Annotated in this window: 19 protein-coding genes and 1 pseudogene; 8 read left to right on the top strand and 12 right to left on the bottom strand. The window is 70.1% G+C overall.

Annotation, left to right across the window (positions count from 1 at the left end; translation table 11 throughout):
* Nucleotides 1–126: 126 nt before the first annotated feature.
* The 4 genes and pseudogenes from AC6CR5_RS05855 to AC6CR5_RS05840 all read left to right on the top strand — a co-directional run.
* A pseudogene (locus AC6CR5_RS05855) lies at nucleotides 127–1,722 on the top strand (ATP-dependent acyl-CoA ligase); the annotation flags it as partial.
* 35 nt (nucleotides 1,723–1,757) lie between these two features.
* A complete protein-coding gene (locus AC6CR5_RS05850; RefSeq protein ID WP_020927781.1) occupies nucleotides 1,758–3,071 on the top strand; it encodes an MFS transporter in 1,314 nt (437 codons plus the stop codon).
* Complete coding sequence (locus AC6CR5_RS05845; RefSeq protein WP_038503588.1) at nucleotides 3,068–4,210, top strand: thiolase family protein; 1,143 nt, start codon at nucleotides 3,068–3,070, stop codon at nucleotides 4,208–4,210. Before AC6CR5_RS05850 ends, AC6CR5_RS05845 begins: the two co-directional genes overlap by 4 nt.
* A complete protein-coding gene (locus AC6CR5_RS05840; protein ID WP_047990831.1) occupies nucleotides 4,207–4,548 on the top strand; it encodes a PhlB family protein in 342 nt (113 codons plus the stop codon). The genes AC6CR5_RS05845 and AC6CR5_RS05840 overlap by 4 nt, the downstream gene beginning before the upstream one ends.
* Nucleotides 4,549–4,599: 51 nt before the next feature.
* On the opposite strand, the gene AC6CR5_RS05835 is transcribed toward AC6CR5_RS05840, so the two are convergent.
* On the bottom strand, nucleotides 4,600–5,424 hold the full coding sequence (locus AC6CR5_RS05835; RefSeq protein WP_047990830.1) for a TlpA family protein disulfide reductase: 825 nt from the start codon (nucleotides 5,422–5,424) through the stop codon (nucleotides 4,600–4,602).
* A 142-nt stretch (nucleotides 5,425–5,566) separates the two neighbouring features.
* On the opposite strand from AC6CR5_RS05835, the gene AC6CR5_RS05830 reads away from it, so the two are divergent.
* The 4 genes from AC6CR5_RS05830 (at nucleotide 5,567) to AC6CR5_RS05815 (ending at nucleotide 9,200) form a co-directional block, all read left to right on the top strand.
* Nucleotides 5,567–6,655, top strand: a complete 1,089-nt coding sequence (locus tag AC6CR5_RS05830) for an NAD(P)H-dependent flavin oxidoreductase (protein WP_047990829.1) — start codon at nucleotides 5,567–5,569, stop codon at nucleotides 6,653–6,655.
* Between the two features lie 205 nt (nucleotides 6,656–6,860).
* Nucleotides 6,861–7,652 (top strand): amino acid ABC transporter substrate-binding protein, encoded by a 792-nt coding sequence (locus AC6CR5_RS05825; RefSeq protein WP_006384525.1) that lies wholly within the window; start codon nucleotides 6,861–6,863, stop codon nucleotides 7,650–7,652.
* Nucleotides 7,653–7,768: 116 nt separating this feature from the next.
* The gene (locus AC6CR5_RS05820; RefSeq protein WP_006384524.1) at nucleotides 7,769–8,422 is read left to right on the top strand and encodes an amino acid ABC transporter permease; all 654 of its coding nucleotides are present in this window, start codon (nucleotides 7,769–7,771) and stop codon (nucleotides 8,420–8,422) included.
* Between the two features lie 25 nt (nucleotides 8,423–8,447).
* Complete coding sequence (locus tag AC6CR5_RS05815) at nucleotides 8,448–9,200, top strand: amino acid ABC transporter ATP-binding protein (RefSeq protein WP_457956817.1); 753 nt, start codon at nucleotides 8,448–8,450, stop codon at nucleotides 9,198–9,200.
* 73 nt (nucleotides 9,201–9,273) lie between these two features.
* Here the strand turns inward: AC6CR5_RS05815 and AC6CR5_RS05810 are convergent, their stop codons facing one another.
* The 11 genes from AC6CR5_RS05810 to AC6CR5_RS05760 form a co-directional block, all read right to left on the bottom strand.
* A complete protein-coding gene (locus AC6CR5_RS05810; protein ID WP_238919479.1) occupies nucleotides 9,274–10,098 on the bottom strand; it encodes an ABC transporter ATP-binding protein in 825 nt (274 codons plus the stop codon).
* A complete protein-coding gene (locus AC6CR5_RS05805; protein ID WP_238919480.1) occupies nucleotides 10,077–11,135 on the bottom strand; it encodes a FecCD family ABC transporter permease in 1,059 nt (352 codons plus the stop codon). The genes AC6CR5_RS05810 and AC6CR5_RS05805 overlap by 22 nt, the downstream gene beginning before the upstream one ends.
* The gene (locus AC6CR5_RS05800; RefSeq protein WP_227739929.1) at nucleotides 11,132–12,169 is read right to left on the bottom strand and encodes a FecCD family ABC transporter permease; all 1,038 of its coding nucleotides are present in this window, start codon (nucleotides 12,167–12,169) and stop codon (nucleotides 11,132–11,134) included. Before AC6CR5_RS05800 ends, AC6CR5_RS05805 begins: the two co-directional genes overlap by 4 nt.
* The gene (locus AC6CR5_RS05795; RefSeq protein WP_498085331.1) at nucleotides 12,169–13,284 is read right to left on the bottom strand and encodes an ABC transporter substrate-binding protein; all 1,116 of its coding nucleotides are present in this window, start codon (nucleotides 13,282–13,284) and stop codon (nucleotides 12,169–12,171) included. Before AC6CR5_RS05795 ends, AC6CR5_RS05800 begins: the two co-directional genes overlap by 1 nt.
* A gap of 39 nt (nucleotides 13,285–13,323) precedes the next feature.
* The gene (fauA, locus tag AC6CR5_RS05790) at nucleotides 13,324–15,528 is read right to left on the bottom strand and encodes a TonB-dependent alcaligin siderophore receptor FauA (protein ID WP_498085733.1); all 2,205 of its coding nucleotides are present in this window, start codon (nucleotides 15,526–15,528) and stop codon (nucleotides 13,324–13,326) included.
* 167 nt (nucleotides 15,529–15,695) lie between these two features.
* Nucleotides 15,696–16,925 (bottom strand): multidrug effflux MFS transporter, encoded by a 1,230-nt coding sequence (locus AC6CR5_RS05785; RefSeq protein ID WP_054445010.1) that lies wholly within the window; start codon nucleotides 16,923–16,925, stop codon nucleotides 15,696–15,698.
* Nucleotides 16,926–17,055: 130 nt separating this feature from the next.
* Nucleotides 17,056–17,970, bottom strand: coding sequence for a helix-turn-helix transcriptional regulator (locus AC6CR5_RS05780; protein WP_020927768.1), 915 nt, complete (start codon nucleotides 17,968–17,970; stop codon nucleotides 17,056–17,058).
* A gap of 202 nt (nucleotides 17,971–18,172) precedes the next feature.
* The gene (locus AC6CR5_RS05775; RefSeq protein WP_150100442.1) at nucleotides 18,173–19,339 is read right to left on the bottom strand and encodes an aromatic ring-hydroxylating oxygenase subunit alpha; all 1,167 of its coding nucleotides are present in this window, start codon (nucleotides 19,337–19,339) and stop codon (nucleotides 18,173–18,175) included.
* A 39-nt stretch (nucleotides 19,340–19,378) separates the two neighbouring features.
* Complete coding sequence (locus AC6CR5_RS05770) at nucleotides 19,379–20,128, bottom strand: siderophore ferric iron reductase (protein WP_498085330.1); 750 nt, start codon at nucleotides 20,126–20,128, stop codon at nucleotides 19,379–19,381.
* Nucleotides 20,125–21,972 carry an IucA/IucC family protein gene (locus tag AC6CR5_RS05765; RefSeq protein ID WP_498085329.1) on the bottom strand — a complete coding sequence of 616 codons (1,848 nt, stop codon included), beginning with the start codon at nucleotides 21,970–21,972 and terminating at the stop codon, nucleotides 20,125–20,127. Before AC6CR5_RS05765 ends, AC6CR5_RS05770 begins: the two co-directional genes overlap by 4 nt.
* Nucleotides 21,969–22,574 (bottom strand): GNAT family N-acetyltransferase, encoded by a 606-nt coding sequence (locus AC6CR5_RS05760; protein WP_024068913.1) that lies wholly within the window; start codon nucleotides 22,572–22,574, stop codon nucleotides 21,969–21,971. Before AC6CR5_RS05760 ends, AC6CR5_RS05765 begins: the two co-directional genes overlap by 4 nt.
* Nucleotides 22,575–22,587: the final 13 nt, after the last annotated feature.

Here is a 22,587-nt window from a genome sequence, read left to right as displayed (position 1 = left end):
GCCCGCCCTTGTTATCAGTCAGTCTTATGCAATGAATAATACCCATAAATTTGACACATAAATAGTTGATTCCTAGACTAATTTTCACGAGCCGCGGCACCGACCGCCGGCCGCCGACAACAAGGGGAAAAGCACGCCATGCAAGCGTTGACATTGCCGTCGCTGTTGCGCGACCAGGCCGCCCGCCAGGGCCGGCGTCCATGGGTCCAGGCGCCGGGTGGGGCGTTGAGCTATGCCGAGGCGCCGCAGCACGCGGCGCGCTGGGCAGCGCTGCTGGCCGCGGCCGGAGTGGCGCGCGGCGACCGCGTCGGGCTGATGGCGGGCAACCGCATCGAGTTCCTGTCGGTGGTGCTGGGCTGCGGCTGGCTGGGCGCGGTGGTCGTGCCCATCAACACCGCGTCGCGCGGCATGCAGTTGCAGCACATCCTGGCCAACAGCGGCTGTGTGCTGCTGGTGGCGGACACGGCCTCCTGTCCGGCGCTCGCCGGGCTGGACGCGGCGGGCCTGGCGTTGCGGCGCATCTGGCTGCTGGACGACGTCCCGCCCAGAGAAGCCGGCGCCGACGCCGGCCTGCCGGCGTCCGCCACCCCCGTGCCGCCGTTGCCCGGCGCGCCCATCCCGGCGGCCGAACTGGGGCCAGGCGACACGCTGGCGATCCTCTACACGTCCGGCACGTCGGGCCTGTCCAAAGGCGTGTGCTGCCCGCATGCCCAGTTCCATTGGTGGGGCGTCATCGCCGCCCGCAACCTCGGGATCGGCGCAGACGACGTCCTCTACACCAGCCTGCCGCTGTTCCACACCAACGCGCTCAACGCCTGCTTCCAGGCGCTGGCGACGGGCGCCGCCATCGTCTGCGACGAGCGCTTCTCGGTCAGCCGTTATTTCGAGCGGCTGGCGGCCACCGGCGCGACCGTGACCTATCTGCTGGGCGCCATGGTGCCGATGCTGCTGGCACGCGAACCGTCCGCCGCCGAAAGCGGCCACCGCGCCCGCATCGCGCTGGCGCCGGGCGTGCCGGAACGCTTCCATGCCACCTTCACGGGCCGCACCGGCATCGCGCTGCTGGAAGGCTATGGCTCCACCGAGACCAATTTCGCGCTGGGCGGCACGCTGGCCGAGCAGCGTCCCGGCACCATGGGGCGCGTGGCGCCCGAGTTCGAGGCCATCGTGGCCGATGAGCACGACGCGCCGCTGCCCGATGGCCAGGCCGGCGAACTGCTGCTGCGCGCGCGGCCGCCGTTCGCCATCGCCACCGGCTATTTCGGCATGGCCGACAAGACGGTCGAGGCCTGGCGCAACCTGTGGTTCCACACCGGCGACCGCGTGGTGCGCGACGCCGACGGTTATTTCCGTTTCCTGGACCGCATGAAGGACGCGATCCGCCGGCGCGGCGAGAACATCTCGTCGTACGAGGTCGAGCAGGTGCTGCTGGCGCATCCGTCGGTGGCGGTGGCGGCGGTCTACGCGGTGCGCTCGGAACTGGCCGAGGACGAGGTCATGGCGGCGCTGGTGTGCAAGCCGGGCTGCGCGCTCACGCCCGAAGCATTGCTGGACTTCTGCCAGCCGCGCATGCCTTATTTCGCCGTGCCGCGCTATCTGCGCGTGCTGGACGACCTGCCGCGCACCGAGAACGGCAAGGTTCGCAAGTTCCGGTTGCGCGATGAGGGCGTGACGGGCGACACCTGGGATCGCGACGCCGCCGGCTACCGCGTGGCGCGCTGAATCCCGTCCATATATATAAAACAAGGGGTAAGACCATGACGTTGGCATACCAGGGCGCGGCGCAGAGCGCCGACGAGCAGGCCCGCAGGAAGCGCACGCGGCGGGTGGTGATGGCGTCCGTCGCCGGCAACGCGATGGAGTGGTACGACTTTTTCATCTACGGCACGGCGGCGGCGCTGGTGTTCGGCGAGCTGTTCTTTCCCAAGGGCACCGATCCGCTGCTGGGCACCATGGGCGCCTTCGCCGGCTTTGCGGTGGGCTTCCTGGCGCGGCCGCTGGGCGGCGTGGTGTTCGGCCACATCGGCGACCGCTACGGCCGCAAGCTGGCGCTGGAATGGACGCTGGGCATCATGGGCGCGGCCACTTTCCTGATCGGGCTGTTGCCCACCTACGAGCAGGTCGGCATCTGGGCGCCGGTGGCGATGGTGGTGCTGCGCGTGTTGCAGGGCGCGGCGGCCGGCGGCGAATGGGGCGGCGGCGTGCTGCTCATCAGCGAGGCGGTGGGCGGCAGGCGCCGCGGCTATTTCTCGTCGTTCAGCCAATTGGGCGTGGCTGGCGGCTTCGTGCTGTCATCGGGCGTCTTCATGCTGGCGCAGCAGCTGCCGCAGGACGCCTTCATGAGCTGGGGCTGGCGCCTGCCGTTCCTGTTGAGCGTGCTGATCTTCGGCATCGGCCTCTACATCCGCAAGCACATCCCGGAAAGCGACGAATTCGTGCAGGCCAAGAAGACCGCCAAGCGCGGCATGCCGGCGGTGGAGGTGTTCCGCCGCTATCCGCGCCAGGTGTTCACCGCCATGGGGCTGCGGGTGGCGGAGAACGGCGGCTCATACATCTTCCTGGCGTTCGCGCTGGCCTACGGCAAGTTCCTGGGGATTCCCAACGACGTGATGCTGGGCGGGGTGCTGGCGTCCATGTTCATCGAATTGGGCACGCTGGTGTGGTTCGGCCACCTGTCGGACCGGATCGGCCGGCGCACCGTCTACCTGATCGGCTCGGCCGGGCTGATGCTGGCGGCGTTTCCGTTCTTCTGGCTGGTGCAGACCAGGGAGCCGGTGTGGATCTTCCTGGCGTTCTTCCTGGGCAACACGGTTTGCCACGCCGCCATGATCGGCACCCAGCCGGCCTATTTCGCCGAGCTGTTCCCGCCCGAGGTGCGCTACACCGGCCTGGCGCTGGGCCACGAACTGGCCTCGGTGTTCGCCGGCGGCCTGTCGCCGCTGATCGCCATGGCGCTGCTGCGCAAGTATGAATCGGCCACGCCGGTGGCGTGGTTCCTGGTGGGCATGGCGGCAATCACGGTCATCACGCTGTTGCTGACGCGCGAGCCCGCGCGACAGGAATCGGCATGAACGCCGGCCCCGGCATCGTCGGCGTGGGCGAGACGCCCGCGCTGCGCCATCCCGAGCCCGGCTGCGACACGGCCACGCTGATCGCGCAGGCGCTGCGCCTGGCGCTGGACGATGCCGGGCTGCGCCCGGCCGACGTCGACGGCCTGGGGCTGGCCTCGTTCACGCTGCGCCCCGATCGCGCCATCGACATGGCGTGGCGGCTGGGCCTGACGCTGAACTGGTGCATGCAGGACGAGATGGGCGGCGCCAGCGCCATCAACATGCTGCGGCATGCCTGGCTGGCGCTGCGGGCCGGGCAGGCGCGCACCATCGTGCTGGTGGCTGGCGACCATTTCAGCGGCGCGGATTTCGCCGAACTGGTGGGGCGCTACAACCGCAGCGCGCAGGATTACCTGAGCCCGCTGGGCTGCGCCGGGCCGAATCCCTTGTTCGCCATGCTGACGCAGCGGCAGATGGCGCAAACCGGCCTGCGGCGCGAGGACTATGGCGCGCTGTGCGTGGCGCAGCGCGCCTGGGCGGCGGGCAATCCCAACGCCGCCTATCGCCAGCCGCTGACGCTGGCGCAGTACCTGGAGGCGCCGATGGTGGCCGAGCCGCTGGGCCGGCTCGATTGCGTGCCGGTGGTCAGCGGCGCCTGCGCGCTGGTGCTGCAAGCGCGGCCGCAGGGCGTGCGCGTCACGCTACGGGCCAGCGGCGCGCGCTACAACGCCGACCAGCAGGAGGGCGACGGCCTGGTGACCGGCATTGCCGGGTTCGCGCCCGCGCTGTGGGCCGAGGCCGGCCTGGGGCCGGACGAGATGGACGTGATCGGCGTGTACGACGATTATCCGGCGATGGCCGTGGCCCAGCTGTGCGACCTGGGCCTGGCGCCGGCGGATGACCTGCCGGGCTTCATCGCGCGCCGCATCGCCACGCGGGACCTGCCCGTGAACACCGCGGGCGGGCAGCTGTCGGCGGGGCAGGCGGGCACGGCCGGGGGCATGCATGGGTTGGCGGAAGTGGCGCGCCAGCTGCTGGGCCGGGCCGGCGCGCGCCAGGTGGCGGGCGCGCGCCATGGCGTGGCGACCGGCTACGGCATGGTGCAGTTGCGCTACGGCATGTGCGCCAACGCGGCGGTGCTGGCCAGGGAGGACGCATGAGTTTCAGCGTGATGGAATGCGGGCAATGCGGGCACCGGGTCTACCCGGCGCGGCTGTGGTGCCCGGCCTGCGGGCACGACCGGGCCCGCGAGGTGGCGGTGGAGCAAGCCGAGCTGCTGGCGTGGACGCGCGTGTCCGGCAAGGCGGGCGAGGGCGGCAGCGTCTTCGCCACCGTCAATGCGCTGCCGCGCGGGCCGCTGCTGGTGGTGCGCCTGCCGCAGGCGCCGCGGCACGGCGCGGGCCAACGCCTGCGCCTCTTTGGGCGAACCGAGCAGGGAGTGGCGCTGCCCTGGGCGCAGGCGTTGCCCGGGATCGAAGCCGCCCCGGGCAAGGACTGACGTCCCGGGATGCTGCTGGCGGGGCCGGCTGGAACCTGCCGGCCCCGCGGCTCACTGGCCGGGGTCGGCCGTCCGGATCGCTTCCAACCGTTGCGCCAGCGTGGCGCTCGACAGTTCGCCGACGCGCAGGTCCATCAGCCGGCCCTGGGCGTCGAGGAACAGCGTCGCGGGCAAGCCGCGGTTGCTCATCTGGCGCGAGGCGTCGCCGGCCGGATCGAGCAGGGCGTTGGCCAGGGACGGCGCGTGTTCGTCCAGGTACTGGCGCACGGTGCTTGCCGCTTCGCCCTGATTCAGAAAGACGAAATGGATGTCGGGGTTGGCCGCCTGGGCCTGCTCGAAGGCCGGCATCTCGCGGCGGCATGGCGGGCACCAGCTGGCCCACAGGTTCACGACCGTGGGCTTGCCCTGGAAGGCGGCCAGCGTAGCGGGCTTGCCGTCGAGCTGTTGCAGCGACAGGGCCGCCAGTTGGGGCTGCGGCTGCGCCGATGGCGCCAGCAGGCGGCCGCCGCCCAGCCAGACGGCCGCGCCCAGCGCCATCGCGGCCAGCACGGCGCGGCGCGGGGCGCGGTCGCGCAGCACGGCGTAGGCGCCATAGAGCAGCGCCGCGGCCAGGCCGGCCGGGCCGGTCCAGCCGCCGTCGCGCAGGTCCAGGATCTTGATTGGATCCTGCAGGAAGTGATCGCGGTATTGCCAGACGAAGGCCAGCCGGGCCACCAGCAGGCCCAGCAGCAGGCAGCGCCACAATGCGCGGCCGGCGTCCTCGGCGCGCGCGCCGGCCAGCAGGCGGCCGGTGACCAGGCCGACGACGACGGTGGCCGCCAGCAGCGCCAGTTCGATGGGAAATACCAGGGGGCCAAGACGGAGGGCGGGGCTCATGTGGCGCGCTCCCGGCGCGCGGCCAGGGCGGAGCGGCCGTTGCTGCGAAATTCCATGGCGTGATGTGAGTAGGGGGAAGGCCCAAGCCTAGCATGTCGTTGCGATATGCTCTGACGTCCTCCATTGCCGTCGTGTGCCCCAGATGAAACCGCTGCCTTCGCTGTTGCCCCTGATCCAAGCGCCGATGGTCGGCTCCTTCAGCCCGCTGGCGATTGCCGCCTGCCGCGCCGGCGCGCTCGGGTCGCTGGCCTGTGCCGCGCTCGGTCCGGACGCGCTGCGCGAGCAGATCGCCGCCATCCGCGCCGAGACCGACGCGCCGTTCAACCTGAATTTCTTCAGCCACACCCCGCCGGCCACCGACGAGGCGGCCCAGGCCCGCTGGCGCGAGATGCTGGCGCCGTACTACCGCGAGGCCGGGCTGGACCTGTCGGCCGCCGGCAGCGGCCCGGGCCGCGCGCCGTTCGACGAGGCCATGTGCCAGGTGGTCGAGGAACTGCGGCCGGCGGTGGTCAGCTTCCATTTCGGCTTGCCGGACGAGGCGCTGCTCGAGCGGGTGCGGCGCGCCGGGGCCATGGTGCTGTCGTCCGCCACCACGGTCGAAGAGGCGCGCTGGCTCGACGCCCGTGGCGTGGATGCCATCATCGCCCAGGGCGTGGAGGCCGGCGGCCATCGCGGCATGTTCCTGACCGATGACATCGGCGCGCAACCCGGCCTGTACGCCTTGCTGCCGCAGGTGGTGGACGCGGTGGGCGTGCCGGTGATCGCGGCCGGCGGCATCGCCGATGGGCGCGGGATCGCCGCGGCCTTCGCGCTCGGCGCGGCGGCGGCACAGCTGGGCACCGCCTATCTGCTGACGCCGCAGGCGGGCCGCTCGGCCATCCACCGCCAGGCGGTGCGCGCGGCGCGCGACGACGCCACGCGCCTGACCAATCTGTATACCGGCCGCCCGGCGCGCGGGCTGTTGACGCGCTTCATGCGCGAACAGGGGCCGATGAGCGCGGTGGCGCCCGCGTTTCCACTGGCGACCGGGGCGGTCGATCCGCTGCGGGCGGCGGTGGAAAAGCGCGGCAGCGGCGATTTTTCGCTGCTCTGGTCGGGCGAAGCCGCCGCGCTGGCGCGCGAGACCGACGCCGAGGCCCTGACCCGCCAGTTGTGGGACGACGCGCTCGACTGCGCCGCCGGCCTGCGCGCGGGCATGGCGGCGCGGGCACACCGGGTCGTCAAGGCGTAGCCCGGACGCCGGCCCCGGGCGGGGGCCGCGCCGGCGTCGGCGGGCCGGTCGCGCCGCCTTTCGCCCGGCTCTTCGACCCTGGCGCTTGGCCCTATATATGGCCGAGATGAAACACATATTTCCAGGAACGCTAAAATAACCGGCTCGCGGCTTTCGTCGAGCCCCCCGGCCTTCTTCATTCCTGCGCCTCGCGCCCTCGATAAACATGAAAAAACTGACTGCTGTTCTTCTCGTGTCCGCCACCACGATGCTGACCGCTTGCGGCCCATCCGACAACGCCCCGGCCGCCAGCGCGCAGGCCCCGGCCGCCGCCCGCAAGGTCGTCGTCGGCCTGGACGACAACTTCCCGCCCATGGGTTTCCGCGACGCCAACAACCAGATCGTCGGCTTTGACGTGGACATGGCCAAGGAAGCCAGCAAGCGCCTGGGCCTGGAAGTCGAATTCAAGCCGATCGACTGGAGCGCCAAGGAAGCCGAACTGAACGGCAAGCGCGTCGACGTGCTCTGGAACGGCCTGACCATCACCGAAGAGCGCAAGAAGAACATCAGCTTCACCGCGCCCTACATGGCCAACCACCAGATCATCATCGTCGGCAACGCCTCGCCGGTGAAGGCCAAGGCCGATCTGGCCGGCAAGGTGGTCGGCGCCCAGGACGGCAGCAGCGCCACCGACGCCATCGCCAAGGACCCGGTCGCCGGCAGCATCAAGGAAGTCAAGAAGTTCGGCGACAACGTCACCGCGCTGATGGACCTGGCCGCCGGCCGCCTCGACGCCATCGTGGTCGACGAAGTCGTGGGCCGCTACCTGATCAGCAAGCGCGCCGGCGAATACCGCGTGCTGGACGACAACTTCGGCACCGAAGACTACGGCGTCGGCGTGCGCAAGGACGACACCGAACTGCTGGGCAAGCTCGACAAGACGCTGGATTCGATGAAGCAGGACGGCACCGCCGGCCGCATCGCGACCCAATGGTTCGGCGCCAACATCGTCAAGTAATCTCCCGGGAAACGCCCGGACCGCGCCGCGGTCCGGGCGTTTTTCAGTCCGGCGTTTCCCCGCGCCGCCTCTCGCGCTCCTGACTCCTCCCGCCGGCAAGGCGCCCACCCATCCGCATGGACTACGTACTCTCCCTCCTGGGACCCCTGGCGCAAGGCGCGAAAGTGACCTTGACGCTGTTCTTCATCACGCTGGCGCTGGCCGTGCCGCTGGGCCTGGTGCTGGCGCTGCTGCGGATCTCCAAGTGGGGCTTCGTCAGCCAGCTGGTCAACGGCTACATCTGGCTGATGCGCGGCACGCCGCTGATGCTGCAGATGCTGTTCATCTACTTCGCGCTGCCGTTCGTGCCGGTGGTGGGGGTGCGCCTGCCCGACTTCCCGGCGGCGGTGGTGGCGTTCGCGCTGAATTACGCGGCCTATTTCGCCGAGATCTTCCGCGCCGGCATTCAGTCGGTCGATCGCGGCCAGTACGAAGGCAGCAAGGTGCTGGGCATGACCTACCTGCAGACGCTGCGCCGCATCGTGCTGCCGCAGATGGTGCAGCGGGTGCTGCCGCCCATGAGCAACGAGACCATCACGCTGGTCAAGGACACCTCCCTGATCTACGTGCTGGCGCTCAACGACATCCTGCGCACCGCGCGCGGCATCGTGCAGCGCGACTTCACGACCACGCCGTTCCTGGTCGCGGCCGCCTTCTATCTCATCATGACGCTGGTGTTGACGTGGTTCTTCCAGCGTATGGAAAAGCGCTATGCCAAATACGACCAGTAATCCGTCCGCCGGCGGTCGCGGCGCCATGATCTCGGCGCGCGGCATCGTCAAGTCGTTCGGCGCCAACCGCGTGCTGGACCAGGTTTCGCTGGAACTGGGCAAGGGCGAGGTGGTGGCGGTGATCGGCCCGTCGGGCTCGGGCAAGAGCACCTTCCTGCGCTGCCTGAACCACCTGGAGACCATCGACGACGGCACCATCGAGATCGAGGGCGAAGCCCTGGCCACGGCGGTGCCGGGCGGCCACAGCCGCTACGCCAGCGACGGGGACGTGCGCCGCATCTGCCGCAAGATGGGCATGGTGTTCCAGTCGTTCAACCTGTTCCCGCACATGACCGTGCTGCAGAACATCATCGAAGCGCCCATGATCGTCAAGGGCATGCCGCGCGCCGCCATCGTGCCCAAGGCCGAGGAACTGCTGCGCAAGGTCGGCCTGCTGAACAAGCGCGACAACTATCCCACACGCCTGTCCGGCGGCCAGAAGCAGCGCGTGGCCATCGCCCGCGCGCTGGCGATGGAGCCGGACATCATGCTGTTCGACGAGCCGACCTCGGCGCTCGACCCCGAGCTGACCGGCGAAGTGCTGCGCACCATGCGCCAGTTGGCCGACGAGCACATGACCATGCTGGTGGTGACCCACGAAATGGGCTTCGCCCGCGAAGTGGCGCACCGCGTCATCTTCATGGACGAGGGCCGCATCGTCGAAGAGGCGCCGTCGGCCGACTTCTTCCGCGCCCCGCAGCATCCGCGCAGCCGCGAGTTCCTGGCGCACATGCTGTAAGGGCGGTACCGGCTTCGTTCCCCCGGCCATCCCGCCGCCAGCGCACCGGCCTTGAGGCGGCGCGCAGCCGGATTCAGCCCTGGCCGCCGCGCCGTGGCACGACCATCGGGCTGCCGGTCTCCGGATCCGGCAGCACCCGGCAATCCAGGTCGAACACCCGCCGCATGGCGTCCTCCGTCACCACCTGGCGCACCTCGCCCTGCGCCGCGATGGCGCCGGCCCGCATCATGACGACGCGATCGGCGTAGCGGAACGCCAGGTTCAGGTCGTGCAACACCACCACCAGCGTACGCCCGGCCCGGTGCAGGCGCGCGCACAGCTCCAGCAGGTCGATCTGGTGGCGGATGTCGAGGAAGGTGGTGGGCTCGTCCAGCAGCATGATGCCGGCGTCCTGCGCCAGCACCAGCGCCAGCCAGGCGCGCTGCCGCTGGCCGCCGGACAGCGTGTGCACGGGATGGTCGGCCAGCTCCGCCAGGTCGGTGTCGGCCAGCGCCGCCTCGACCGCCCGGGCGTCCTGCGGCGACCACTGCCGCAGCAGGGTCTGGTGCGGATAGCGGCCGCGCGCCACCAGATCGCGCACCGTGATCATTTCCGGCGCCACCGGGTTCTGCGGCAGGTACGCCAGGCGCCGCGCCACCGCCTTGCGCCGCAGGCTGGCCAGATTGACGCCATCCAGGAACGCCTGGCCCTGGCTGGGCGCCAGCGCGCCGCCGAGCACCCGCAGGAGCGTGGACTTGCCGCAGCCGTTGGGGCCGACCACCGCCGTGAACGCGCCCGGGGCCACCGTGAGCGACAGGTCGCGCAGCACGGGCCTGTCGCCGTAGGCCAGGTGGACTTGCCGCAGTTGCAGCGCGGACGCGCCGGGGGAAGGGGGGGTCACGTGGAGGTCTTGCGCCATTCGAGTACCAGCAGGAAAGCAAGATAGACGCCGCCGATGCCGGCGGTCAGGACGCCGACCGGCAGCCCGTTGGGGCCAGCCAGGCGGGTCAGCAGGTCGGCGCCGGCCAGCAGTACGGCGCCGGTCAGGGCCGCCAGCAGCGGTTGCGGGCCGCTCGCGGGCACGCAGCGGCGGGCGATCTGCGGCGCCGCCAGGGCGATGAAGGCGATCGGCCCGGCCACCGCGACCGCGGCGGCCGCGGCCAGTACCGCCACCAGTGTGGCCGCCAGGCGGCTGCGGGCCGGCGGCGCGCCCAGGGCCTGGGCCAGGTCATCGCCCATCTCCAGCAGGCGCAGGTGGGCGCACAGCGCCAGCGCCAGCGGCAGCAGCACGGCGCAGGCCGATCCGATCAGGGCAACGTCGTGCCAGGTCCTGCCGGCCAGGCTGCCGTTGAGCCAGGTGGCCGCCAGATAGGCCTGTTCTCGCCGCAGGTTGGACAGGCCGTATTGCACGAAGGCGAAGGCGATCGCGCCCACGGCGATGCCGGCGATGACCATGCGCTGCGGCGCGGCGAAGCCGGCGCCGGAGCCGAACCAGACGCCGGCCGTGGCCAGCAGCGCGCCCGCCGCCGCGCCCCAGGCCACCGGCATCAGGCCCGGCCAGACCATGGCCACCGCCACGGCGCCGGCGGAGGCGCCAGCCGTCAGGCCGATGACGTCGGGGCTGCCCAGCGGATTGCGCGTCAGGCTCTGGAACAGCGCGCCCGACAGGCCCAGCGCGGCGCCCGCCCCCAGCGCCGACAGGGCGCGCGGCAGGCGCACCGTTTGCACCAGCCATTGCTCCACGGCGCCGCCGCTGCCTCGCAGCGCCTGCCACAGCGCGGCCCAGGACAAGCCGGGGTCGCCGGCGCGCAAAGCGGTGACGAACAGGACGCCGGCCATCGTCAGCAGCAGCGCGGCGCAGGCCAGTGAGCGCGGCGCGACAGGCCAGGCCAGCCACGCCCCGATGCGCAGCAGCGGGCGGCGGCGAGCGGCCATGGCCGGCGCGGCGCGGGTCATGCCGGGCTCCGCGCGCGGCTGCGCAACGCCGCCAACAGGAAGGGCGCGCCGATGAAGGCCACCACTACGCCGGTGAGCAGCTCCGCGGGCGCGCGCAGCAGCCGCGCCAGAATGTCGGCCACCAGCATCAGCAGCGGGCCCAGCACCACGCAGTACGCCAGCAGCCAGCGCAGGTCCGGGCCCGCGTGGCGGCGGGCGATATGCGGCACGGCCAGGCCCACGAAGGCGATGGGGCCGGCGGCCGCGGTGGCGGCCGCGGCCAGCACCGCCACGCACAGCAGGCCCAGCGCGCGATACAGGCCGGCGCGCAGGCCCAGCGCCTGCGCCAGCGCGTGGCCCAGCGCCAGCAGATTGAGCGGCCGCGCCAGGGCCGCGGCCAGCAGCAGGCCAAAACCGATGTAGGGCGCGGCGCGCCATGCCGCGTCGAGCGATTGGCCCGCCAGCGATCCCACGGCCCAGAAGCGGTAGGCATCGAAAATGTCGTCGCGCAGCAGCGCCACCGCCTGCACATAGGCGAACAGCACCGCGTTGACGGCGGCGCCGGCCAGGATCAGCCGCACCGGTTGCAGCCCGCGGCCGCCGGCGCCGATCAGGTACACCGCCGCCGCGGCGCCCAGCGCGCCGGGCAGCGCGGCCCAGAATGGATGCGCCGGCAGGCCGCCCAGGACCAGCGCGGCGGTCACGATGGACGCGGCCGCGCCGGCATTCACCCCGAGCAGGCCCGGCTCGGCCAGCGGATTGCGGGTCAGCGCCTGGATCAGCGCCCCAGCGACCGCCAGGGCCGCGCCGGTCAGCACGGCCAGCAGGGTGCGTGGAATGCGCGAGGCCACTACCAGCGCCGCGTGGCTGTCGTCGGGCTGCAGCAGCGCGCGCCAGACCGTGGCCGCCGACAGGCCGCGCGAGCCGAGCCACAGGCTTGCCAGCGCGGCGGCGGCCAACAGCATACAGGCGCCCAGCAGCAGTGGCGCGCGCAGGCGTGGGCTGCGGGAGGGCGTGCTATCGACGCGCGCCGCGCGGGGCTGGCGCGGCGGCATCAGGGCGCGGCTCCGCCGGCCTGGGCATGACGCGCGGCCTGCGCCAGTTGCGGCGCCAGCCGGTCGAGCATCCAGGCCACCGCCAGCGGCGTGCCGGATGACGAGGCCATGACCAGCGCCGGGTCGCTCAGCGCCACGTAGGCGCCGCGCCGCACCGCGGCAATCGAGGCATACAGGGGCAGGGCCGCGGCGCGGTCGCGCTCTTCCGGGGTGTAGAACCAGGACACCAGGATGTCGGCGTCGCCGAGCGCATCGGCGTGCTCGAAGCCCAGGTAGTGGGCGAAATGCTCGGCGCTGGCATGCAGGCCGCGCACCGACGGCGCCAGGGTCAGGCCCATGGCCGTGAGCGTATCGACGCGCGGATCGCCGGCGACGTAGGCAGCGAAATTGCCCGAGCCCAGGTCGGCGCGCACATAGGCGAAGGTCTTGCCCGCCAGTTCGGGGTAGCGGCGCGCGGCCTGCGCCAGCGCGTCGTGGATGCGCGCCTTGAGCGGCCCGGCGGCCTCGCGCCTGCCGAGCGCCGTGGCGATCAGGTCGATCTGCGTGTCGACGGGCGTCAGGAACGGCTGGCCGGGATAGGCCACCACCGGCACCAGCCGCGACAGTTGCGCGTAGGCCTCGGGCGTGACGCCGGAGAACGGCGCCAGCACCACGTCCGGGCGCAAGGCGATGATCTTTTCGATATCCAGTTCGGGGTACACCGTGATGCGCTCGGGCAGAGGCTGGCCGGTGGCCTCGATGGCGGCGCGCACCCAGGGCCAGTAATGGTCGGCGTCGCCGCCCCAGTCGGCGCGGCCCACGCCCACCGGCACCACGCCCAGCGCCAGCGCCAGGTCGTCGGCGCCCAGGCCCAGGGTGACGACGCGCCGGGGCAGGGCCGTGATGACCGCCTTGCCAAGCGCGCTGTCAAGCGTCACCGGAAAACCGGCAGCCGGCGCATCGGCGCCGTCGCGTGGCGCGGGGCCGGCCGTGTTCGTAGCGGTGGTGGGCGTCGCCGTGGCGGCGGGCGGCGCGGGCCGGTCGCACGCCGACAGGGTGCAGGCCATGGCCAACGCCGCCGCGCACTGGGCGGCGCGGCGGCGCCAGGGCACCGCGGTGAATCGATGCAAACGCATTGTGCCGGGAAGCTCCTTGGTGGGTTGTCGGCCGCCGCTTCAGTACTGCGCGCGCAGCGTCAGCATGACGTTGCGCGGCGCGCCATACCAGCCCTGGCTGTAGAAGCCGATCTGGTCGTAGTACTTGCGGTCGAACACGTTGTTCAGGTTGAGGGTGGCCGAGACCTGCTTGCTGAAGTCGAAGCGGGCCATCAGGTTGACCAGGGCGTAGCTGCCTTGTTCCACGTCCACGTTGCCGCGGGGGCTGGCCGCGGACCGGTAGATGCGGCTTTGCCAGTCGACACCGCCGCCCACGGTCAGACGGTGCAGATCGCCCGGCAGGCGGTAGGTGGTGTACACCTTGAACAGGCTGCGCGGATGGCTGGTGTTGATCGGCTTGCCGTCGGCGTCCTTGGCGGTGAAGTGGGTGTAGCTGGCGCCGAGGTTCCAGCCGGGCATGAGCTGGCCGCTGGTCTCCAGTTCGAAGCCTTCGACCTTGGCGCCGGAGACGGCGCGGTACGCCTGGGTGCCGGGCATGCCGATGACCGACTCGCCCGGGATGGCCTGTGCCAGGTTGTTCTGGCGGGTCTGGTACAGCGATGCGGAGGCGTTCAGCAAGCCGTCCAGGTAGGCCGCCTTCAGGCCGACCTCGTAGCTCTTGCCGTCGATCGGCGGCAGGATCGAGCCGCTGGGCGAACGGGCGTTCTGCGGCTGGAAGATCTCCGTATAGCTGGCGTATGCGGTGTAGGTGCTGTTGATGTCGTACAGCAGTCCGGCGTAGGGTGTGAACTGGTCGTTGATCTTGTACTGGCGCTTGCTGCCGAAGTAGGTCTGGTTGGTTTCCCAGTTGCTCCAGCGTCCGCCCAGGATCAGGTGCAACGGATCGGCCAGCGAGAAGCGGCCCACCGCGTAGGCGCCGGTCTGCTTGACGCGAAGGTCGTCAGCGGGCGTCTTGTTGGCGGCCCAGGTGGGTTCGGCGACATGATCCTGGCGCCAGTCGAAGAAGCTGCCCAGCGCGGGCTTGGCGCCGGTCTGCAGGTACTGGCCGATATTACTGTGGTCGTTGACGCTCATCCAGCCCAGCGCCAGTTCGTGCTTGCGCCCGAACAACTGGAACGGACCCGACACCGTCAGGTGGATGTCATCGCGCGAGCGGTCGCCATCATAGTTGTTGTACGCGCTGGTCATGCCGGCGCCGGTGACGCGGTCGGGGTAGCCGCCGCGGAACAACTGCTTCATGCGGTAGTCGCCATCGTTGTGGCTATAGGCCGCGCGCACCTTCCAGTCATTGGCGAAGCGATGCGTCAGGTCGACGAAGGTGGTGGTGGACTCGGTGTCGATGCGGGCCCAGCGGGTGTTGTTGGCCACCGAGCGGTTGAAGTCGGTGCGCGAGCCGTCGCTGTAGAACAGCGGAAAGCCGCTGCCGAAGCCGTTGCTCTGGTTGCGGGAATACTCGATGCCGGCGGTCAGCACCGTGTCCGGCGTGAGGTCGGCGCTGATGACCCCATAGAAGGTGCGCTTGCGCGAATCCAGGAAGGTCACATAGCTGTCGCCCTGGTCATAGGCGGCGACGAAGCGCGAGCGGATGCGGCCGCCTTCGGTGACGGGCACCGACAGGTCCAGGTTGCCGCCAACCTGATCCCAACTGCCGGCGCTGGCGCTGCCAGACAAGGCGAACTCGCGCAGCGGCTTCTTGCGGATGAAGTTGACGGCGGCCGACGGATTGCCCGAACCGGTCATCAGGCCGGTGGCGCCGCGCACGATCTCGACGCGGTCGTAGATGGCCGAGTCGATGTCGGTGGCGCCGTAGTTCCACAGGCTGAGGATGGGGGAGTTCAGGCCGTCGAACTGGAAGTTGTCGATATCGAAGCCGCGCGACGAGAACGCAAACCGGTTGCTGTCGCTGCGCGTGACCGAAATGCCTGGCGCGCTCGCCAGGATCGAACCGGTGTCGCGCAGGCCCTGGTCCTCGATCTGCTGGCGCGTGACCACGCTGACGGACTGCGGCGTCTCGCGGGGCGACAGCGTCAATCCCGTGGCCGTGTTCATGGCGTCGGTGGTATAGGAGCGGGTGCCTTCCGTGGTGCCGGGGATGCCCGCGCCGCTGACGGTGACGGCGGGCAATTGCGCCACCTCGCCGGCTTCGGCGCCGGCGGCGTCCCGGGCGAAGGCCTGCTGGTGGGTCAGGGCAGAGCAGAACAGGGCCGTCTGGATCGCGTAGACAAGAGGGCGCACCCGGCGCGATTGCGCGGCGGGCGGGGGCAGGACGGACGGCATGAGGACAAGCTCCAACGGAAAAATTTGGTAATGAGAATTATTGATTTTTACCGTTGGGCTGATGTATGCCGGACGACGCAATGCATATGGAAAACGCCGCCGGGCTGCTGCGCTGTCGCGCGCATGTGCCCGCACCAAACCCATGGGGCGGCACGCTACCCCAGCCCGGCCTCGGTCTTGGCCACGGGCGCGGCGCAGCGATGCAGCCAGGCCCAACCGGCGGCGCTGGCCGCCACGCAGGCCAGCATGGCCACGGCCAGCCGCAGTGGCTGGCCGTAGACCAGCGGCACGCCCCAGCCGCTGGCCACGGAGAACGTCAGCATCTGCATGAAGCCGAGCACGGACGCGGCGGTGCCCGACAGATCCGGCACATGCCCCAGGATGCGCAGCGTCATGGCCGGCACGCCCATGGCCAGTCCGCAGGTGAACAGGCCCGGCAGCAGCACCGCCCAGGGCAGGCGCGGCGGCTCGGCGGCGGCCATGTACAGCACGTAGGCCAGGCAACTGCCTCCCATCAGCAGGTAGGCCAGCAACGTGATGCGCCCGTCCGACCAGCGGCCGGCCTTGCGCGCCGCCAGCAGCGCGCCGGCCATGGCGCCCACCACCAGCGGCACGAACAGGTAGGCGAAATCGGTTTCCGGCAGCCCCAGCACATTGGTGATGAAGTCGGGCGCGGCCCCGATCAGGAACCCCTGCGCGGCGAACAGCAGGCTGAACGCCAGGCCCAGCGCGGCGTAGCGCCGGTTGCCCAGCACGCGCGCGTAGTTGCCGCCCAGTGTGCGCCAGGCCAGCGGCTGGCGTCGATCGGGCGGCAGCGTTTCGGGCAGGCGCCGCGCGCACAGCAGCCAGGCCGCGGCGGCCAGCGCTGTCAGCAGCAGGAATATGGACCGCCAGCCCTGGTGCGCGGCCAGGTAGCCGCCCAGGATCGGCGCCAGCGCCGGCGACAGATTGAACACCAGGATCAGGTAGGACATGGCGCGGCGCGCCACGGCGCCGTCGTAGCAATCGCGGATGATGGCCTGGCCGACCACGATGCCGGCGCCCGCCGACAGGCCCTGCACCGCGCGTCCGGCCAGCAGCCAGCCGAAGCCGGGCGCCAGCGCCGCCATCAGCGCGCCGCACACGTACACCCCCAGCGCCGCCAGCACCACGCGACGCCGCCCCAGCGAGTCGGACAGCGTGCCATGCAGCAGCAGCATGGAGGCATAGCAGGCCATGTAGACGCCCAGCGTCAGCTGCACGGTTTCCTGCGGCACGGCGAATTCCCGGCCCAGCGCGCCGAAGGCGGGCAGGTAGGCGTCGATGGTGGCGGGGGCGACACAGGACAGCAGGCCCAGCATCAGCACCATCATGGGAAAGGAAGGCAGGGGTTCGCGGCGTGACACGACGGCATCCATGGCGGGGGCCTCCCGGGCTGGGAAGCGCAACCGCATGGTCGCCTGTCATCGTGGGTTGCAGGAATGGTGAACGCCGCAAGAGCAATGGGCGCCGCCGTAAGCCGTGCACGGCCGGCGCTCAGTTCAGTTCGCTGGGAGCGATGCCGTAGCGCTCGCGGAACGCCGTGGCGAAGTTGGTGGCGTGGCGGTAACCGACGAAATGCGCCGCCTGTTGCACGCTGCACCCCTGGGCCAGTTGTTCGCGCGCCACTTCCAGCCGCCGTTCGCGCAGCCAGCTGAAGACCGAGCGTTGGTAGGTCGCCTGGAATTTGGCGCGCAGCGTGCTCGGGCTCATGCAGGCCAGCCGCGCCAGCTCGTCCAGCGTGTGTTCCTCGCCCGGCGCGCTGTACAGGCGTTCGCGCACCCGTTCCAGCAACTGGCGGTCGCGTTCCGAAACCGTGCTGTCGGCCGGCGCGCGCTGTTCCAGCGTCGCCAACGCATGCGCCAGCAACTGCGTCCCCACGCCTTCGCGCAGCATGGCCTGCAGCGGGCCGTCCCAGCCGCAGTCGAGCAGGTGCTCGATGGCCTGCAGCAGATGGCCCTGGACCTGCCAGCGGCGCAGCCGCAGCGACGGCGAACGCAGCGCTTTCCAGATCATCTCGCTGGTCTGGTCGTCGCCGGCGCCGTCGGGGTCGGACAGCGACAGGTTGATGCTGCGCAGGCGTTGGCCCGGCGCGTGGATGCCGGTCATGGCGACGGTGTCGCCGTAAAGCGCGCTGACGCCGCTGTGCGCGGCCAGCCTGACGTCGTCGTGGCGATCGATGCGGGTCTGGGCGTGGCCCTGCAGCATGACGATGGCGGAAAAGCGCGGCGACATCATCGAGGTGGCCTCGTAGTGCTGGTGCACGCGCACGTCGGACAGCACCAGGGTCAGGCCCGGTCGGATCGCGTGGGTCTCGACGCGGCCTTCGGCAATGCAGAGGGTCTCGGGGTCGCCGCGCAACGCGCCGTTCAATTGCGGCAGGCGGTAGCGGAAACCGCTCTGGCTGCCCATGCGGTTGAAGTCGGCGACGGTGAATTGGGCGGGGGAGGGTGCTGGGTTCAAGATCGTCACTCGCGATACGGGTTGAGCCCCTGTAGCGGTGTTCGGCACACCGTCAAATGTGAGAATGAGAATAGCATATGTTCGCATTGTTGCAGCTATTCTCACCGCTCCGGCACCGTTTTAATTACGGCGCGCCCGTCCCCTGCGTCCCCTACGGCGCGGCGCAGTCGCCCAGTTCCTCGCCCATGATGTCGCGATACCACTCGTGGAAATGCAGCATGCCATCCTCCATCGGCGACTGGTATGGGCCGCTTTCGGAGGTGCCGCGGCGCAGCAGCGCCAGCCGGCCGGCGTCCATGCGCTCGCCGATCTCGTCGTCCTCGACCGCGGTTTCCATGTAGGCCGCGCGCTGCGCCTCGACGAATTCGCGCTCGAACAGCGCGATTTCCTCGGGGTAGTAGAACTCGGCGATGTTGATGGTTTCCTGCGGGCTCTTGGGGTAGAGCGTGGAGAGCACCAGCACGTGCGGGTACAGCTCGATCATGTGGGTGGGGAAGTAGGTCACCCAGATCGCGCCGAAGTCGGGCGCCGAGCCGCCGCGGTAGCGCATCAGCGTGTCGTGCCAGTCGCGGTAGACGTCGGAACCGGGCTTTTCCAGCGAGTCATGCACGCCCACGCGTTGCAGGCTGTGGTGGCGGCCGAACTCCCAGCTCAGGTCCTCGCAGGTGACGAAGCGGCCCAGGCCGGGGTGGAAGGGCCCCACGTGGTAGTCCTCCAGATAGACTTCGATGAAGGTCTTCCAGTTGTAGTTGCACTGGTGCACCTCGACGTGGTCGAGCACGTAGTCGGAGAAGTCGAACTCGGGCCGCTCGAACAGATGGCCCAGGTCGGCGCGCGGATCGCGCGGGCCCTCGAACAGCAGGCCATGGCAATTCTTCAGCGGAAAACGCGGCAGGTTCAGGCAGGGCGTGCTGGGGAACTGCGGCGCGCCCAGGATCTGGCCGCGGTTGTCGTAGGTCCAGCGGTGCAGCGGGCAGACGATGTTGCCGCCGCTGGCCGACAGGTTGCCGGCGGGGTTGCCGGGTCCGGTCACCGCGCCCGTCTCGCCGCCCAGGATCAGCGCCTGCCGGTGGCGGCAGACGTTGGAGACGAGCTCGACGCCATGGGCGTTGCGCACAAGCACCCGGCCGCCGTCCTCGTGCGGCAGGCGGCGCCAGTCGCCCGGTTCGGGCACGACTTTCTCGTGGCCCACGTAGATGGGCGATTGCTTGAATATCCGTTCCTGTTCGCGGGCGAACAGGGCTTCGTCGAAATAGGCCCGAACGTGCAGCGGGCTCAACGCCTCGCGCACATGCTCAAGGCGGCCAATGTCCGTCATTTCCGACTCCTTGTGCCGTCCCGCAAGGCCCGGCCGCCTTCAGGCGGGCACGGCGCTCTCGGCGTCGATCCGGGTCATGCGTTCGGCAAGATCCAATTTGGGGCAGGTGCTGCAGTAGTCGCCGTCGCGCCTGCGGAAGTAGTGGCAGCAGACCTGCCGATCAACGGCGATGACCGGCAGGTCCGCGCGCCGCCAGGTCAGGTAGCCGCTGCGCCCGCGCAGGCCGAGCAGGTCCATCCATTCGATGGCCTGCCGCTGGGCCCAGTCGTTGGCGGCGGCGCCGTCGTCGTGACGCGCGGCCAGCAGGGCATACAGCACGCAATCGGCCTGCATGCTCTCGGCGGCGCGCGGACTCACCCGCAGCACCTGGGTCAGTTCGCGGTAGAAGGTGGCGCAGATATTGCGCAGTTGCGCGGCGGCGGCCTGCATGCGGTGGCGCAGGCCGCCGCGCAAGGGTTCATGGCGCTCCAGGGTGTAGCCGATGATGAAACCGTCGTCCGGCACCGGCTGGATCATGCCCGACAGGTCGGGCACGATCGCGCTGCGATGCGCGGCGATCACGCTCAGGTAGACGGGCTGCCAGATCAGCAACCCCCAGCAGCGCAAAGCCAGGTAGTGTGGCCCGGCCTCCGGATAGCGCTGCCCCCAGACATCGCGCAGCCGCGCGATGGCCTGGGCGTTGTCGGCGCCCGGGCGGATGCCCGGCCCGGGCGCCGCCGCGACCTGGCCCGACAGCCCGGGCACCAGGCGGCCGGTCAGCGCCAGCAGGTCGTCCAGGTCGTGGTTCACGCAAGCGCTCGCACGGTGTCGGCCTGGCCCAGCCACTGGGGCCGGTGGCGGGCAATCGGGTTGGCCAGGTTGGGCGCCATCTGGAAGCTGCCGATGGGGTCGGCCAGGTTGACCATCTGCAGGTTGTTGGCCAGCTGCAGGCGGTTCAGGCACGAATGGATCATCTCCGGCGCGAACAGGTCGTACTGGCGGTACTTTTCCAGGCGTTCGGGATGGGCCTCCTGATAGGCGATGATGCGGCCGGCCACCAGTTTCCAGAAAGCGTCCTCGTCCATCACGCCGTTGTCGACCAGCACCTGGGACAGATGGCGGAAGTAGCCTTCGAACACGTCCACGAAGATGGTCAGCAGCTTGTATTCCTCGGGCACGTCGGCGGCCAGGCGGCGGGCGTTCTCGGGCAGGGCGGCGTTGGGGTCGAGGATCGACGATTCCTCGGCGATGTCCTTCATGAAGGCGCGCACCGGCACGTGGTCCTGGACCACCAGGATGACGTTCTCGCCATGTGGCATGAACACCAGGTCGTGGGCATAGAAGCAGTGCACCAGCGGCGTAAGGTAGGCGTCGACGTAGCGCTCCAGCCATGCGGCGGCATCCAGCCCCGAGGCGCGGATCAGTTCCGGCAGCAGCGCGCGGCCCTGCGGATCGACGTGCAGCAGCGCGGCCATGGTCATCAGGCGCTGGTTGGCGCCGATCAGCGCGGTGGGGTTCTCGCGCCACAGCGCCGAAAACATCTTCTTGTAGGGCGTGTCGACCGAGATGGCCGCTTCGTAGTAGTAGTTGCGGAACCCCAGCGAGGCCGCTTCGCGCAGGATGGTGAAGCCGTTCTCCCGCAGCCACGGATCGGCGTTGATCAGGCCGTGGATGTACTCGTTGATCGCCGGCGTGCCGGACATGTAGTAAGGCGACAGTCCGCGCATGAAGCCCATGTTCAGGATCGACAGCGAGGTCTTCACGTAGTGCTTGCCCGGCTGGCTGATGTTGTAGAAGGTGCGGATCGACTGCTGCGCCAGGTAGTCATCGTCGCCGTAGCCCAGGCACACGATCTTGCGCGAGGCCACGTAGGGCGCGAACGCCAGCGACAATTTGTTGAACCACTGCCACGGGTGCGACGGCATGAGGAAGTAGTCCGCCGGGTCCAGCCCCTGATCGCGCAGGGTCTGGGTGTGGCGGGCGACGGTGTCGGCGCCCAGCTCGTCGCGCAGCAGGCTGTCGTAGTCCATGGTCGACAGGCAGGCGAAGTGGGCATTGTCCTTGTGCACCGCGAGCCACATCACGCGGATCGGGCTGGCGCATTCCGGGGCGTAGACGTGGTAGTCCTCGGCGTTGAAGCCCAGGCGGCCGTTGTTGGCCACGAAGCTGGGGTGGCCCTCGATCATCGAGGTCTCGATGGTCTGGTAATCGGCCAGCGCCAATTCGGCGGCCGCGGGCGCGCCGCGGGTGTGCTTGTAGGCGCTGCCGTGCAGCGTGCTGGTGATCTCGTCCAGGTAGATCGGCAGGCGGTCCTCGGGCATGCCGAGCTTGTCGCGGATCTCGATGACGAACTGCAGCGCGTCCAGCGGCGCGGGCGTGCCGGCCATGGTCTTGCTGATGGACTCGGGCGGGATGCGCCAGTGGCGCATGGCCATCAGCTGCGCGTCGAACTGGTATTCGGCATGGCCGTCGGCCAGCACCAGGCGGTAGCGGTCAAAGCCGGGCGCCTTGGCGGGGCCGAGCCGTTCGGGCTCCAGCAGCCATTCGTGGGCATATTCCGAGATGGCCTTCTTCACCAGCAGGCGGTTCACTTTGTCCCAGACCTCGGGAGCGAGGTGGCTGGCGATCTGGGCGGGATGGGGCTGGGTGCTCATAGGGAAGACTCCTGGAGTTGGGCCTGTTCAAATTGCTGCCGGGTGCAGAAGGCGATGCTGGCGGTCTTCTCGCGAAAACGCGCCTGGCCGGCGTAGACAAAACCCATGGCCAAGTTGAGCGCATGGATCTTGCTGTTGTTGCTGTCGGGTTCCACCACCACGCGCCGGGCCTGGAGGCGGTCGAACATGAAGCGCATCACGAAGGCCAGCACGTTGCGGCTGAAATTCGGGATGCGCACGCGCGGCGGGCCGATGAAGATGTGCATGCCGAGGTCGCCGGGGCGCACCGGGTAGTGCTCGCCGACCTGGTCGTGGGCGGGGTCGTAGCACTCGACCAGGAAAGCGGGGCGGCCGTCGTGGCTGCCCAGCCAGGCGCCGGCGTGGCCGCTGTCGGTCAGCGCTTCGTAGAACTCGCGCACCTGCGCTTCGGTGAAGGTCTGCATCGACCAGAAACGGGCGTAGTCCATCGCGAACCACTGGCGCAGCAGCGCGGCATCGGCGGCGGGATCGAGCGGCCGCAGCGCCAGGCCCGCGCCCTCGTCATAGTGGCTGCGCGCCTGGCGGTCGATCTCGCCCAGGAAGGCGGCGGTCATGGTGATCATGGCGGGCTCCCGG

The organism is Achromobacter sp. EG18, from assembly GCF_059759395.1.
Note: the sequence above shows the minus strand (reverse complement) of the source record. Positions and strands in the feature narration are given on the sequence as shown.

Bases quoted from the DNA above. Each gene is read 5' to 3' on its own strand.
- AC6CR5_RS05850 (WP_020927781.1), top strand. From the start codon at position 1,758: ATGACGTTGGCATACCAGGGCGCGGCGCAGAGCGCCGACGAGCAGGCC.
- AC6CR5_RS05845 (WP_038503588.1), top strand. From the start codon at position 3,068: ATGAACGCCGGCCCCGGCATCGTCGGCGTGGGCGAGACGCCCGCGCTG.
- AC6CR5_RS05840 (WP_047990831.1), top strand. From the start codon at position 4,207: ATGAGTTTCAGCGTGATGGAATGCGGGCAATGCGGGCACCGGGTCTAC.
- AC6CR5_RS05835 (WP_047990830.1), bottom strand. From the start codon at position 5,424: ATGAGCCCCGCCCTCCGTCTTGGCCCCCTGGTATTTCCCATCGAACTG.
- AC6CR5_RS05830 (WP_047990829.1), top strand. From the start codon at position 5,567: ATGAAACCGCTGCCTTCGCTGTTGCCCCTGATCCAAGCGCCGATGGTC.
- AC6CR5_RS05825 (WP_006384525.1), top strand. From the start codon at position 6,861: ATGAAAAAACTGACTGCTGTTCTTCTCGTGTCCGCCACCACGATGCTG.
- AC6CR5_RS05820 (WP_006384524.1), top strand. From the start codon at position 7,769: ATGGACTACGTACTCTCCCTCCTGGGACCCCTGGCGCAAGGCGCGAAA.
- AC6CR5_RS05815 (WP_457956817.1), top strand. From the start codon at position 8,448: ATGATCTCGGCGCGCGGCATCGTCAAGTCGTTCGGCGCCAACCGCGTG.
- AC6CR5_RS05810 (WP_238919479.1), bottom strand. From the start codon at position 10,098: ATGGCGCAAGACCTCCACGTGACCCCCCCTTCCCCCGGCGCGTCCGCG.
- AC6CR5_RS05805 (WP_238919480.1), bottom strand. From the start codon at position 11,135: ATGACCCGCGCCGCGCCGGCCATGGCCGCTCGCCGCCGCCCGCTGCTG.
- AC6CR5_RS05800 (WP_227739929.1), bottom strand. From the start codon at position 12,169: ATGCCGCCGCGCCAGCCCCGCGCGGCGCGCGTCGATAGCACGCCCTCC.
- AC6CR5_RS05795 (WP_498085331.1), bottom strand. From the start codon at position 13,284: ATGCGTTTGCATCGATTCACCGCGGTGCCCTGGCGCCGCCGCGCCGCC.
- AC6CR5_RS05780 (WP_020927768.1), bottom strand. From the start codon at position 17,970: ATGGGCAGCCAGAGCGGTTTCCGCTACCGCCTGCCGCAATTGAACGGC.
- AC6CR5_RS05775 (WP_150100442.1), bottom strand. From the start codon at position 19,339: ATGACGGACATTGGCCGCCTTGAGCATGTGCGCGAGGCGTTGAGCCCG.
- AC6CR5_RS05765 (WP_498085329.1), bottom strand. From the start codon at position 21,972: ATGAGCACCCAGCCCCATCCCGCCCAGATCGCCAGCCACCTCGCTCCC.
- AC6CR5_RS05760 (WP_024068913.1), bottom strand. From the start codon at position 22,574: ATGATCACCATGACCGCCGCCTTCCTGGGCGAGATCGACCGCCAGGCG.